This is a genomic window from Gleimia europaea ACS-120-V-Col10b, assembly GCF_000411155.1.
Classification (GTDB): domain Bacteria; phylum Actinomycetota; class Actinomycetes; order Actinomycetales; family Actinomycetaceae; genus Gleimia; species Gleimia europaea_B.
The window spans coordinates 129011-141594 of record NZ_KE150266.1 but is presented as its reverse complement, the minus strand read 5'-3'; the positions used below and the strand labels follow the sequence as shown (position 1 = coordinate 141594).

Below are 12584 nucleotides of genomic sequence, written 5' to 3'. Positions count from 1 at the left end.
CGCAAAAAGAACCGTCCTTGGTCGCATACTTTTCGCTACGAGAGGTTTCGTTAAATAGCGCGGCAACGACGGTTCGCTGCTGATTAGTATTTGAGCTCGTAGTTTATCTGGTTGATGAGTGGCTCACCGCGGCGATAGCGGCGAAGGTTTTGCACGAAAATCGCGAACGCGCGCTTGAAATAGTGTTGACTCGGGCCGGAGTTGTGCGGAGTCATCAATAGATTGTCCAAGTCCCAAAGTGGCGAATCTTTCGGAACCGGCTCTGTAGCGAACACATCCAGGTAGGCGCCCTTTATTGTTTTTTCCCGCAGCGCGCAAATGAGGTCGCCTTCAACGGTGAGGTCACCGCGTCCGACGTTTATGAAAACAGCTTCGGGATTCATTAGCTCAAACTTGGAAATATCAAACAGGCCCCGCGTGGCTTCGGTGGAGGGAAGTACGCTTACGACGTAGTGCGCTTGTGGTATGAGGCTTTCCAACGAATTCATGGTGAACATGGCGTCGAAGTGTGTCGGGAGCTCATCGGTGAGGTGATTTCGGATCCCTGTAACGTGCATGTCGAAAGCTTTTGCCTTGCGAGCAATTTCGCGCCCAATTGCCCCGGCTCCAACGACCAAGAGGTTCTGATCGGCTAGTTCACTAACCGGAATCGTCTGATCCCAGGCCCTTGCCGCTTGGTTTTGGAAAGCGGTTATGAGGTTTCGTGAGAACATGATCATTGCGCCAAAAACCTGTTCTGCGATGGGCTTTGCTTGCACGCCGGAGGTGTTGGTCAAAACTACGCCCATCTTAGAAAGTTCGCGAAGCGGATACCGATCGATGCCTGCAGAATAGGAAAATACCCAACGCAAGTTCTGGAACTGATCTAGTTTTGCTGGGTTCAAGGGCGCGTTGTTCAAGATGATTTCGATGTTTTCTTTATCGGGAAGCATCGAATCAAAATCGGAGTAGACCTTCCACGTTTCTGTATCTCCAAACTCCCGGCGCATAGCCTGGTCGATCTGGTCAGCATCGATTTTCACAAAGCCGCCGCTGTCCGTTACTGCAATCATCGCTGTTCCTCCCGTTCGTAAACGCTTAATTCCACACTACAGCCATACCAAACGCATGGCTCGAACTAGTTTGGTGCGAGGCTACTTTCGAGTCAGCACAGAAACCATCTCTACGTGGTGAGTTTGTGGGAACAGGTCTAGAGCATTGAACGATTCCAGCTGATAGCCCGCGTCGAAGAGGCCGGCGAGGTCGCGCGCGCCCGCTGCCGGGTCGCAAGACACCAGCACAACCCGGCTCGACCCCACGGCGGCGATCGCATTGATAACGTCCTGGCCGGCACCGCTACGAGGAGGATCAAGCACAATGGCATATGGCCTCTCCCCCAGGTCGGACCACGCGCGCATGATGGACTTCGAGTTCACTCGCCCAAAACGCAAGTCACGATCGACCTCGACTCCGCGCAAGTTTTGCCTCGCGAACCCAACGGCCTCCTTCGATCCTTCGATTGAGACAATAGCTCCGCGCGGCCCAAGCTCGCGGCCCAGGAACTTGGTGAACAGGCCCGCCCCGGCGTAAAGCTCAATCACGGCGTCACCCTCTTGGACGCGCGCACCGTCAAGCACGAGCTCCACCAGGTCGGCGGGCGCAGACACGTGTGCCTGCCAAAAACCCGAGGCAGCCACCGAGAACTTCTCAACCGTGCCGCGAGCGCGCACTTCCCAATCTGCCCGGTCGGTTACACGCCGGTTGGCGGCGTTGAATACCTGGTTGCCGATTACAACCCGGCGTCCGCCGTGGTTGGGGGCAACGATGCGTACTTTCTTGCCGGGGCGCAGGTATTGTTTCCATGGGGAGTCCAAAAGGATACCAAGTTCGAGGATGGACTCCACGGCCAGCGGCATGGTTTCAATTTCGACCAGCTCGTTGGAGGTTTCTTTCTTCATCGCGAGACGTCCGGCAGGCGATACCTCAAAGTCAACGCGGGTGCGCCAGTTAAGGGCGCGAGGATCACTAGCCGGACGTACTCGCAGGGCGTCTTCTCCCACAGCGTCTCCCACCCGCTGGAGAGTGCTTGCTCCCCCAACCCGCGCCAACTGGTCTTTGATAACTTCCGTTTTCCATTCGCGCTGATAGTCGAGGCCAACGTGTCCAAGGTCGGCGCCGCCAACACCCTTTGCTTGCGCCTCGGTCCAAATATGAGGCACGCGGTGTGCGGATGGTTCCAATATATTAATGGCACTACCGTAGGAGACTTTGGAGCGGCGGCTGTCCACGCGCACGTCTACGAGCTCACCCGGGATTGTTCCAGAGATGAACAGGGGCCGGCCGTCCACGAGGCTAAAACATGTGCCTCCGTGGGCGGGGCGCAGTGCCCTCACCTGTTTGCTGATGTCCGAACTTTCGCCGTTGGGGTGCATTATGTTTCCTTAATCTGCCCAGGGCACGATTGTTACCAGTACGCCGGGTTCGTCTAGGAGTGTCTTTTCGAGGTGTTTCATTTCCGTGTTGTGCAAGTGCCCAAGGAGCGCGGTTTTGAACACTACATGAGGTAACACCACGTTTACGAGTCGGTTCGGGTGCGCTGCCCGGGTTCGACGCACGTGTTCAATGATCGCCTCGGTTGGGCGGGATGGGCCGGCATCGAGGATGGTCAGGTTTGCGCCCAGGTTTTCTTCGCGCCACTTTTTCAGTGCTTCCTCATTGTCACTGCCGCCGGTGTCTACGTGGATGAGTTCGATTGAATACGGCCTGGTAGATTTAATCCACTTGGTTGCGCGCGTGAGGGCGGGCCCCATGCTTTGCGCGATGATCATGTAGTGTACGCGTCCGGGCGTGATTGGGTCTTCGGTAGTGGTTTCACCAGCGCCCACGCCGTAGTTCAGGTAGTGGCGGCGCACAGTGTAGAGCACGACGTACAGCAGCAGGATGAGACCCGCCACTACCCAGGCGCCCTCGAGCATGCCGGAGGCTACTACTAACACGAGCACGACCACACTGATTACGAGGCCGCCTAGTGCCATCAGACGTGCGCGTCTCATTTTATTCCTCTCTGGGAAGTGCCCTTCGTGTTTCAATTTCGTGTTCCAAAACTTCACGATTGACCACCTGGTGAGGCTAAGTGACAGGAATCCTGACACGGCAAGCATTGGCACGAGGATGCGGAACTGTGCTGAGCTCACCAGTAACAGTCCTGTAGCTCCCAGGGTGAAAACGAAGGGGGTAAAGGCCAGCCTCGTTGGATCGTTCATGAGGTGGACGGGTAGAAGGTGGAAGTTTGCAAGTTCGGCGCTCAGTTTGTCTGCACTGTGCAGCACTGTCCTTGCTGAAGCGATCGCAGCAATAATCAAAACAACCGTGGTGATGAGCAAGAACCACTCTTGCACGCCCACGGTTCGCAGGGCCGCGTAAAACGTGTTGCGCCGTCCAATGAAGCGCGCAGAATCGACGTCGCGGATATTCAGCATGGTCAGCATTGCCGTCATAGAGGCGGCGAGGCTCACCGAGATCTTGGCAATACCGGCATGTTTAACATGCGGGTAGGAAAAGTAGGACAGGTCTGCCGTCAAGTGCCGCATGAGGAGGGCGGGGGCGAGCACTACGCCGAGGCCAAGGCCAAGGGCTGGTGCGATTCCAAGCGCAAACGGCGAGCGATTTCCAACCTCGCCCGTGACCATCGCCAAGTCCGCTGAGGACGTTTGCGAAAAGTAGGGTGATGACCCGATCATGCCGGCGGTCAGAAACAGAAGTAGCAGGAAGCTGAATACCACGATCGTTGCCCCGCCCCGGGTTGCGCGCGGTGCTACTTGAAATGTCTGAAACATTGCAATGGCAACAACGGCGCATATTGCGATCGGGGTGCGCGTCGGCATGAGCACTGGCCACATGGATCCGAGCAAGAAGCTGATTGAAGCACCCGCGATGGCGAACGTAGCGATGTATTCAGAAAGTTGCGCCGCCGCCGTGAGGGTGGACATCCGGGTGCCTAGTGAATCGTCAACACCGGCAAAGTCACCTACGTACCTGCGCCGGGCCAGTAGTACCGGAATGTCAGAAATCGTGATAAGTGCGATGAGGGGCACCGCAAACACTGTGAGCCATGCCGCGATCGAGGCGTCGAGATAGCCCAGCGGCGAAAGGACGTGCAGGAGCGCATCGGGTTGCCAAATGGGGATCAAAACCAGTAGCGAGGCCGAAGCGAGGAATGCGGATACTCGCGCCAGCGGATATGCTCCGCCCTTTGCGCTCGCCCTGCCCACGCTCGTTGATGTCATGTCCCCAACTCTACAGGCACACGAAGCGAGCGCGTTCTTGATAGTTTTATTAGATGCACTTTGTTGTCATGGGAGCCGGGCGGGTAGGAACAACGCTCGCCACGCTTTTAGATCAAAGAGGCCACTCGGTGGCCGTCATCGACCAAAATCCCGAGGCTTTTCGTCGCCTGCCCGCTAACTTTTCTGGCCGGCGCGTAACGGGCGTCGGCTTTGACCGCGACACGCTGAGGCAAGCCGGTATTGAAGATGCCTACGCCTTTGCTGCAGTATCTAACGGGGATAACTCGAACATTATTTCGGCCCGAGTGGTGCGCGAGACGTTCAAAGTTGAACGCGTTGTGGCCCGAATCTACGATCCCACTCGCGCCGAGGTCTACGAAAGACTCGGGATCCCCACCATTGCGACGGTTCGACGCACCACCGAAGCCGTTCTGTCTTGGATGATGCCCCCGGACGTGAACCGGGTGTGGACGCACCCTACCGGAGATGTTGCCCTCGTTTGCGCCCGGCCCGCATCAGGTTGGTACGGGCTGAGTTTTGCCGTGGTTCGTCAGCTCACCGAATACCCCGTTGTATTCGTCTCTCGCCAAGGTCATATGGATGTTGCTACCGATGATCTAATCGTGCAAGAAAATGACGAACTTTACTTCGCGATTTCGCTGGCGCAAGAGACTAAGATTCGCGAAATCCTTGCTAATGATCCAGCAGTGGGAGCCTGAATGCTTATCGTAATCGCCGGAGCAGGTTCGGTTGGGCGCTCCATCGCTCGCGAACTTCTACTCAAGAAACACGAAGTTACCCTCATTGATCGTCTGCCTGACCAGATGCGGGTTGCCACTGTGGCCGAGGCAGATTGGATCCTGGCAGATGCCTGCTCGCCCGAAGCCCTCGAGGCTGCAAACGTGGGCAATTGTGATGTGATGGTTGCCGCTACCGGGGATGACAAGGCCAACCTCGTGATCTCCCTGCTTGCCAAAACCGAATTCGGAGTTCCCCGCGTCGTCGCGCGCGTGAATAATCCGAAAAACGAGTGGATGTTCAACTCAACGTGGGGTGTTGACGTGCCTGTATCCACGCCGCGCGTCATGACTGCCCTCGTTGAAGAAGCCGTGAGCGTTGGTGCCCTGGTGCGCCTTTTCCAGTTCCACGAGGCTGGCACCGCAATCTATGCCATAACGCTACCCGCTGATTCACGCGCAAGCGGGAAGAAGATCACCCAGTTGGGGCTACCTTCCGACGCGCGTGTGCTCACAGTGCTACGCGATGACACGCCCGTTGACGACGATGATGAGTTTGAACTTGCCGCCGGAGACGAAGTGGTTCTGATGCTATCCTCGTTTGCAAAGTCACTGAGTCAAGACGTTGAGCACGTCTTCGGCTCCAAATAAGTAACCGCTAATGGGATCCACCCCAGCCAAATTTTACGACACTGGCTCCTAATCTAGTTAGAGTCAGGATCATCGCCCGCAAGCGTTTCATGAACAACGCTGCTAAAGGGGCGTAGCTGGGCCCAAGTTACCCAGGCGACGAGAAGGAATAGGGGCAGACCCAGGATCAGCTTTGCCGTACCTAGCACCGCAACCTGCCCCCCGAGCCACAGCAGGATCTGCACAAAGAAGCGCACGGCAAACAGGCCAAACCACAACCACGAAAGGTTTCGCGACACGCGCGCCAGGCGCGCAAGAACGCCCGGATTTCGCCACCATTTCCATTTGAGCTGCCAAACCGGACTTAGTGCCATTGAAACCACCGGGAAGCGCGCCAGGTTAGCCACCATAACGGCTAGCCCGTACACTGCCGAAGCGATAATGCCAAAAGCAAAGAAGTTCTCCCCTCGCCCAGACCACAGGGCCCACACAACGCCTATTGCAACACCAAAAAAGCCTGAAAGTGAATAGGTAATCGGCTGACGGCTCACAAGTCGAACCAAAATCAGCACTGCGGAAATACCACCGGCTAAAATCAGTGGCCATTTCAGATCCATAGTGATCACGTAAGCGACCACAAACACCAATACGGGAAGCACCGACTCGATTGCGCCGCGCACTCCCCCAACAGCCTGCCACGCATCGAACTGATCAGCATTAAGTTGACTCGCTAAAGATTTGCCTTTGTCTCCCGGCTCCGACCCGGCCTGATCGATCGAATCAACCATCATCATCCTCCAGGATTTGGAAATGCGGATTCCACAGAAGTTGCTCCGAGGACTGATACATCACGTTGCCCTCCACCACCATGCGGGCGCCCACGTGAACACCCGGAATCTCCCGCCTACCCGGCCAGGCAACAATAAGCGTGCCCGTCTCATCTTTCAGATGAGCCCGAAGTATCATAGATGAGCCTTCAATCGGGTACGTAATAGCAACTACCCGCCCTGAAACTACCGCGCGCATCCGCGGTTTCAGCGCCGCGATATCAGTGCGCGGCTGATCGATTAGTCGCGTTGGAAGAGTCAAACTACTGGCTGTCATCCTGCGGTTGGTCACCCGCCGTAAGCTCGGCTGGCAGCGTGAAGGGAATTACCGAAAGCGGCGCTCGCGGTGCACCATCGCGTTCAACAACGAGGCTGGATATGACCGCCGCAACGGGATCCCACGCTTTCTCATCGGACAGCGCCGCCCCGGCAAGGTCTATGCGTAGGGCCCAACGGTTTCCTTCAATAGCGAAAATCCTGGTGGGAGCAATAGCATCGCGCCCATCTTGGGTCTTCACCACCGTGTGCGCAACCAATTCTTCGCCCCATGGACCTTCGCGTACCTCAACCTTGGCACCCTGCTGTTCCAGCGCTTCCTTCGTGGCGCGTAGCACCTCCTGGGCTGCACCACCGGACTTCGGATTCGCAATCACCATCATCTGCATGACGGAGTTACCAATCACCGCGTTCATGCGCAAAATAGTTTTGTCCGGCGAGAACACGGGCTGGATTTGGATTCCCGCAATAGCGGGGAACTTTAGTGGCCCCAGATCAACGTAGCCCTTGGAAACGTCACGCTGACTAATGTCGAACGGCCCATAGTCGGGCGCCTGCTCGCCGTCTGCTACCGCAGGCGCTTCATCTACGCTCAGCTCATTTGTGCTGGCTGACGCCACGCCTTGGGCTTTCTTCTTGCGTTTGAAAAAGGCCACTAAATTTCACCTACTACGATTAAAACCCTACCGCCTGGCTAGTCTACTCCGCGCACTCGGTGCAGACAGGCAGACCGTCCTGCTCGTAGGCGAGCTGGGAAATGTGGTGAACCAAGAAGCACTCCGAGCAGGTGAACTCGTCATCTTGACGGGGAACTACCCGAACTGTGAGTTCTTCGTTAGAAAGATCTGCGCCCGGTAGTTCGAAGTCTTCCGCAACCTCGTTCTCATCCTCATCAACCACATTCGAGCCCTGGTCTTTATGACGGCTCTTTAGTTCTTCTAGAGAGTCCTCCGAAACATCATCATCGTTCTTACGAGGCGCATCGTAATCTGTAGCCATGGTTACCTCTTCATACTCGTCTGGGTGGACATGACAGCTGTTACTGCATATTAATGCCGCGCGGGGATATTAGCATTGATTTGACCAATGAACGCAACCGACAGGCGACACGCGCATAATGTAGCACGATGAGGGCCACTTAGGTGCCATGCTTCATACTAGGGACGGAGGATTGATGATCGAGCTGGAACTTTTAGGCCCGCATGGGGATGGTTCGCAGTTGGTTTTTACCGACAAAGACGGCGAACGTTACATGATTGTCGTGGATGACGCGCTCAAGGCCGCAATCAGGCGCGGTGAGCTAAAGCTCGAGTCGTTTCCTAAAACCGGATCCAACCTGCGTCCTCGTGAAATCCAACAACTTTTGCGCGCGGGGATGCCAGCCGCCGAGATCGCGGCGAACTATGAGATCGACATTGACCGAATCAACCGTTTCCTCGCGCCCGTGGTCACCGAACGCAACTACATCGTGTCTTCCGCATTGGCCGCTCCTGTTGGCGGCGAGGCCGGCGCCCCGCAGCTGGGTGACCTCGTAATCGATAGGCTGGCAACGCGCGGTGTTGATGCCCACTCCTTGTCTTGGACTGCACTTCGTGAAGGCGATAGCCCGTGGGAGCTACACCTAACGTTCGTGCAGGCTGCCACCGAGCGCCGCGCCTCTTGGCAGGTGTCCAACCGCGGCGCCCTCATATACGCTCTCGACGAAGAAGCCCGTTGGCTCACGGAAACGACCACACCCGCAGCGGCCAACGTGGCGAACCTACCGGAGGGGGAAGCTCTCACCAATACGCCGGGAGAGGCAGCCTCGCCGGACGATGTGGAGAAGATTCTTGACGATTTAGCTTCAAAACGAGGACGGCGCCGGGAGGTTAAACCCCAAGATAAGGCTGAGAGCGCGCAAAAGCCTTCCCTGCTGCGCTTCCCTAAGCCCGTCGAGTCAGGTAGCAAGGATGAGGCCGACGAGCCCACTCGCGAGCCCGAACCGCTCCAGACTAAACCGGCCGTAAGCGAAGACAGTGATGCGCTACCCGGCTTTGAAAAACTCGAAGTTCAAGAACCGGAAGCGAAGAAGAACTCTCGCAATGCCAAACGCCGCTCCGTTCCCTCCTGGGACGAGATCGTTTTTGGAACACGTAGCAGTTAGTCACGCACTAACTAATCGAAGCGCAGAATCGGAATGGTGAGCTCTGTGGCGCTGAATGAGCCGTGTACGCCAACCAGGTTAATCATCGTCTGTGACTGAGTGCGTGAGTCCACTACTACCCAGTCATCGTGCATGAACGCGATGGCATCGCCCGTGAGCCGTGCTCCGCTCTCCCCGCCGAGCAGTTCCACCACTTCGTTACCGCACGCGATGGTGGCGCGCTCGCCCAGCTCTTCCTTCCAGCGGCGGACCACCTCGTCGGGATTGTTTGCGGCGTGGATGTGCACGGCCCTGCCCTCGCCCGCAATCAGTTCTAAGTCCTGCTGCAACTGCGGGTTTTGCGCCACGTCGATGCGCCTTTCCGTCCGCGTGTTAACCATCCCGTGATCGCCCGTCACAAGCGCGCACACGCCTTTTGGCAGTTCCCTATTTATGCGCGCCAGCGCCGCATCCACCATCTCAAGTTCGCCGACCCACTTGTCGCAATTCGTGCCGTAGCCGTGCCCCACGTGATCGAGGTCAGACCAATACAGGTAGACCATGGCCGTGCCCTCCCTTAGCTGTTGCATTGCCGCGTCTATTCGCTCGTCAAGGGTCTCAGCACCAACCGGGCACGCCCCGCGCAGGGCCGCCATAGTTAACCCTGATCCGGCAAACCGCTGCGGCATGATCGCTGCAGAACTTACGCCCGCTCGGCTCGCGACCTCAAACATGGTGGGGTTAGATTGCCATTCTTCAGGGGGAACACTCGCGTTTTCGAAGGTAAGAAGCGTAGTTACCTGGCCACTGTCCTTAACGGACCAGCCCACCATGTTCGTTTGTCCGGGCCTAAGGCCGGTTGCGAAAGACGAAATAGCTGCGGCGGTGGTTGAGGGCAGAACGGTGCACGCCCGGAGCATGTCGGCTTTTCTCGAGCGCAAAAACGGCGTGTAAGGAAAATGGTTTGCTACAAGCTCAAATCCAAAACCGTCGATCAACACCACGAGGGTTTGCTGGCCCGGTTCCAGTTGCAGATAATTTGTAAGGCGGTCGCGATTCTTTTCGGACCGAGGTGCCGGCCCGCTCACTCCCCACGCGCCAAAAACAACCGGCAAAATATCGCAGATAGACGGGTGCGAGGCGCGCATAACCTGCGCTTTGTGCAAACTCATAGCCGCTTCCAACAGACATGCCCTCGCTTAAATTTCAGTTGTGCAAACTTTTTGACACAATGAGAGTTATGCCAAAAACGGTTGATACCAGCGTAGACGAACATATTGTAGAGATCGATGTCTCTAGCGAAATGCGAGGATCCTTCCTCGAATACGCCTACTCCGTAATCTACGCTCGCGCACTTCCGGACGCACGTGATGGCGCGAAGCCCGTGCAGCGCCGTATCCTCTACCAAATGTCTGAAATGGGGCTGCGCCCCGAACGTGGCCACGTTAAGTCGCAAAGCGTTGTCGGCGAGGTGATGGGTAAGCTCCACCCGCACGGTGATGCGGCAATCTACGATGCCCTCGTGCGTCTCGCACAAGACTTCAACCTACGCGTTCCCCTCGTTGACGGGCATGGCAACTTCGGCTCGCTAGATGACGGCCCGGCTGCCGCAAGGTACACGGAGGCTCGCCTCGCACCGGCCGCCCTCGACATGGTAAAAGACCTGCATGAAGACACCGTTGACTTCGTACCAAACTACGACAACCGTCTGACCCAGCCCGATGTTTTGCCAGCAGGATTCCCAAACCTTTTGGTCAATGGCGCATCCGGCATTGCGGTGGGCATGGCTACAAACATTGCTCCGCACAACCTCGGTGAGGTCATCGCCGCAACCACGCACCTGATTGACAACCCGGATGCCACCGTTCTTGACCTCATGCGATTCGTGCCCGGTCCGGATTTTCCCGAGGGCGGCATCATTATCGGACAGGAAGGCATCGAAGAGGCCTACACCACCGGCCGCGGATCATTCAAAGTTCGCGCCAAGATGAACGTGGAGCGAGTGACTCCCCGCAAGCGCGGCCTAGTTGTCACCGAACTGCCCTACATGGTTGGCCCAGAGCGCGTTATAGAACGCATCAAAGATCAGGTGAACGCAAAGCGCCTCCAGGGAATCTCTAACGTCACAAACCTGACGGATCGCCACCATGGCGTGCGCCTGGTTATTGAAATCAAGAACGGGTTCAATCCCGAGGCTGTGATGGAGCAGCTGTACCGGCTTACGCCGCTCGAGGATTCGTTCTCCGTGAACGCCGTGGCCCTAGTCGATGGCCGTCCGCAAACCCTGGGCCTCAAAGAGATGCTTGAGGTGTACCTCGACCACCGCTACCAAGTGGTGCGCCGCCGGTCTCAATTCCGCCGGCAAAAGGCGATGGACCGCCTCCACCTGGTTGAGGGCCTACTCGTTGCAATCCTCGACATCGACGACGTGATTGCCATCATTCGTTCCTCCGACGACGTCGATGAGGCCCGCAGTCGCCTCATGCTGGCGTTCGAACTGGATGAGATCCAAGCCGACCATATCCTGTCACTACGCCTGCGCCGACTCACCAAGTTCTCGCGTATAGAACTGGAAACTGAGAAGGCCGAGTTGGAGGCCGAAATTCGCGGACTCGATGAGATCTTGGGTTCGGCAAAGACACTTCGCAATGTGGTGAAAGACGAGCTTTTGGAAGTATCCAAGCGACTGTCCACCCCGCGCCGCACCATGCTACTGTCGGCCGACGTCGCACAAGTAGCCGCCAGCGCGAAGAGCGCCATGCCGTTAGAAATTCCGGACGGGCCCACAACCGCGGTGCTAACTCCAGATGGCGGCCTCATTCGCGTGGAGGGAAATGAGCCCCTGGAAAAGACCGATGCGAGAGCCGTGTCCGACACGTACCGTGTGGCGATCCCCACCACCACACGCGGGGAGGTAGCCGTGGTGGACAGCGCGGGACTTGCCCACCGCCTCCACGTGGTTGATCTGCCCGCAGTACCCCGCACGGCCGCAAACGCTTCATTTGCCGCCGCCGTGTCCGCCAGCCACCTATTGGGCCGTGATATTGAGCCACGCGGCCTCATTGACCTTGAAGGTGAAGCGATCACCGGCATTGTCACTAAGCAAGGCGTCATTAAACGCATGCGACCCGAGTTTGCCAAGTCCGACGAGTTTGAAGTTATGAGCCTTTCCGACGGGGATGAAGTGTTGTTCGTCGCCCCTTGTCCCGACGAAGCAGACGTTGTGTTCATCGCTTCCAACGCGCAGCTTCTGCGCACACCGGCCGGCAAGATTCGCCCGCAAGGCCGGGTTGCAGGAGGCGTGGCAGGCATGAAGCTAGCCGACGGTGCTAGCGTCATAGAGGCAGCGTTCATGGATTTGGACGCGGCCGAAGTTGTAACCGTGGCGGCTGCAGATGACGGCATGCTTTACCCGACACAAACCTCGCTAAAGGTTACCAGGGGCGAGGTATTCCCCGAGAAGGGCCGCGCCACCCGGGGCGTGCGTTGCCACCGCTTCTTGAAGGGCGAAGACACTCTCGCGCTGGCTCGAGTGTGTCCGGGCACCGCGATTGGTGCTTCCGCTACCGGATCCCCCATTGAATTGCCCGAGGCGGATGAGCGCCGTGACGGTTCTGGCACGCCGGTGAAGAAACCCATCGTGTCGCTGTCATAACGGCTAGCGTCCAAAGATGACGTAGTACACGAAAGCGCGGAGGATGATTTTCGCCTCGGCGCTTTCAACCCA

Annotated in this window: 12 protein-coding genes; 4 read left to right on the top strand and 8 right to left on the bottom strand. The window is 57.3% G+C overall.

Going from position 1 to position 12584, the window contains the following annotated elements:
• Positions 1-83 precede the first annotated feature (83 nt).
• The 3 genes from HMPREF9238_RS00670 to HMPREF9238_RS00660 all read right to left on the bottom strand — a co-directional run bounded on the left by HMPREF9238_RS00670 (position 84) and on the right by HMPREF9238_RS00660 (position 4265).
• Positions 84-1052: a D-2-hydroxyacid dehydrogenase gene (locus tag HMPREF9238_RS00670; RefSeq protein ID WP_016443511.1), complete on the bottom strand. Its 969-nt coding sequence runs from the start codon at positions 1050-1052 to the stop codon at positions 84-86.
• Between the two features lie 81 nt (positions 1053-1133).
• Entirely contained in the window at positions 1134-2411 is a 1278-nt protein-coding gene (locus tag HMPREF9238_RS00665) for a class I SAM-dependent RNA methyltransferase (protein WP_016443510.1), read from the bottom strand.
• A 9-nt stretch (positions 2412-2420) separates the two neighbouring features.
• The gene (locus HMPREF9238_RS00660; protein WP_016443509.1) at positions 2421-4265 is read right to left on the bottom strand and encodes a hypothetical protein; all 1845 of its coding nucleotides are present in this window, start codon (positions 4263-4265) and stop codon (positions 2421-2423) included.
• A 53-nt stretch (positions 4266-4318) separates the two neighbouring features.
• Between HMPREF9238_RS00660 and HMPREF9238_RS00655 the strand changes: the two genes are divergently transcribed.
• Together HMPREF9238_RS00655 and HMPREF9238_RS00650 are read left to right on the top strand one after the other, a co-directional pair.
• Complete coding sequence (locus tag HMPREF9238_RS00655) at positions 4319-4984, top strand: potassium channel family protein (protein ID WP_198009451.1); 666 nt, start codon at positions 4319-4321, stop codon at positions 4982-4984.
• Positions 4985-5653 carry a potassium channel family protein gene (locus HMPREF9238_RS00650; RefSeq protein WP_016443507.1) on the top strand — a complete coding sequence of 223 codons (669 nt, stop codon included), beginning with the start codon at positions 4985-4987 and terminating at the stop codon, positions 5651-5653. It begins immediately after the preceding gene.
• Between the two features lie 53 nt (positions 5654-5706).
• Here the strand turns inward: HMPREF9238_RS00650 and HMPREF9238_RS00645 are convergent, their stop codons facing one another.
• Genes HMPREF9238_RS00645 through HMPREF9238_RS00630 form a run of 4 tightly spaced genes read right to left on the bottom strand, consistent with a single transcriptional unit; the run spans position 5707 to position 7734 of the window.
• Positions 5707-6426, bottom strand: coding sequence for a DUF3159 domain-containing protein (locus HMPREF9238_RS00645; protein WP_232217580.1), 720 nt, complete (start codon positions 6424-6426; stop codon positions 5707-5709).
• The gene (locus HMPREF9238_RS00640) at positions 6413-6721 is read right to left on the bottom strand and encodes a single stranded DNA-binding domain-containing protein (RefSeq protein WP_040316412.1); all 309 of its coding nucleotides are present in this window, start codon (positions 6719-6721) and stop codon (positions 6413-6415) included. Before HMPREF9238_RS00640 ends, HMPREF9238_RS00645 begins: the two co-directional genes overlap by 14 nt.
• A 1-nt stretch (position 6722) precedes the next feature.
• Complete coding sequence (locus HMPREF9238_RS00635) at positions 6723-7391, bottom strand: DUF3710 domain-containing protein (protein ID WP_016443504.1); 669 nt, start codon at positions 7389-7391, stop codon at positions 6723-6725.
• Positions 7392-7434: 43 nt separating this feature from the next.
• A complete protein-coding gene (locus tag HMPREF9238_RS00630) occupies positions 7435-7734 on the bottom strand; it encodes a DUF4193 domain-containing protein (RefSeq protein WP_016443503.1) in 300 nt (99 codons plus the stop codon).
• Positions 7735-7909: 175 nt separating this feature from the next.
• Here HMPREF9238_RS00630 and sepH point away from each other — a divergent pair, with 175 nt between their 5' ends.
• Entirely contained in the window at positions 7910-8878 is a 969-nt protein-coding gene (sepH, locus tag HMPREF9238_RS00625) for a septation protein SepH (RefSeq protein WP_016443502.1), read from the top strand.
• Between the two features lie 11 nt (positions 8879-8889).
• Here the strand turns inward: sepH and HMPREF9238_RS00620 are convergent, their stop codons facing one another.
• Complete coding sequence (locus HMPREF9238_RS00620) at positions 8890-10029, bottom strand: alkaline phosphatase family protein (protein ID WP_016443501.1); 1140 nt, start codon at positions 10027-10029, stop codon at positions 8890-8892.
• Between the two features lie 59 nt (positions 10030-10088).
• Between HMPREF9238_RS00620 and HMPREF9238_RS00615 the strand changes: the two genes are divergently transcribed.
• Positions 10089-12512 carry a DNA gyrase/topoisomerase IV subunit A gene (locus tag HMPREF9238_RS00615; RefSeq protein WP_040316555.1) on the top strand — a complete coding sequence of 808 codons (2424 nt, stop codon included), beginning with the start codon at positions 10089-10091 and terminating at the stop codon, positions 12510-12512.
• The last annotated feature ends 72 nt before the right edge of the window (positions 12513-12584 follow it).

What these genes read in the sequence shown, in the direction of transcription:
- sepH (WP_016443502.1), top strand. Translation starts at nt 7,910, where the DNA reads ATGATCGAGCTGGAACTTTTAGGCCCGCATGGGGATGGTTCGCAGTTG.
- HMPREF9238_RS00650 (WP_016443507.1), top strand. Translation starts at nt 4,985, where the DNA reads ATGCTTATCGTAATCGCCGGAGCAGGTTCGGTTGGGCGCTCCATCGCT.
- HMPREF9238_RS00620 (WP_016443501.1), bottom strand. Translation starts at nt 10,029, where the DNA reads ATGAGTTTGCACAAAGCGCAGGTTATGCGCGCCTCGCACCCGTCTATC.
- HMPREF9238_RS00665 (WP_016443510.1), bottom strand. Translation starts at nt 2,411, where the DNA reads ATGCACCCCAACGGCGAAAGTTCGGACATCAGCAAACAGGTGAGGGCA.
- HMPREF9238_RS00660 (WP_016443509.1), bottom strand. Translation starts at nt 4,265, where the DNA reads ATGACATCAACGAGCGTGGGCAGGGCGAGCGCAAAGGGCGGAGCATAT.
- HMPREF9238_RS00630 (WP_016443503.1), bottom strand. Translation starts at nt 7,734, where the DNA reads ATGGCTACAGATTACGATGCGCCTCGTAAGAACGATGATGATGTTTCG.
- HMPREF9238_RS00655 (WP_198009451.1), top strand. Translation starts at nt 4,319, where the DNA reads ATGCACTTTGTTGTCATGGGAGCCGGGCGGGTAGGAACAACGCTCGCC.
- HMPREF9238_RS00645 (WP_232217580.1), bottom strand. Translation starts at nt 6,426, where the DNA reads ATGATGATGGTTGATTCGATCGATCAGGCCGGGTCGGAGCCGGGAGAC.
- HMPREF9238_RS00615 (WP_040316555.1), top strand. Translation starts at nt 10,089, where the DNA reads ATGAGAGTTATGCCAAAAACGGTTGATACCAGCGTAGACGAACATATT.
- HMPREF9238_RS00670 (WP_016443511.1), bottom strand. Translation starts at nt 1,052, where the DNA reads ATGATTGCAGTAACGGACAGCGGCGGCTTTGTGAAAATCGATGCTGAC.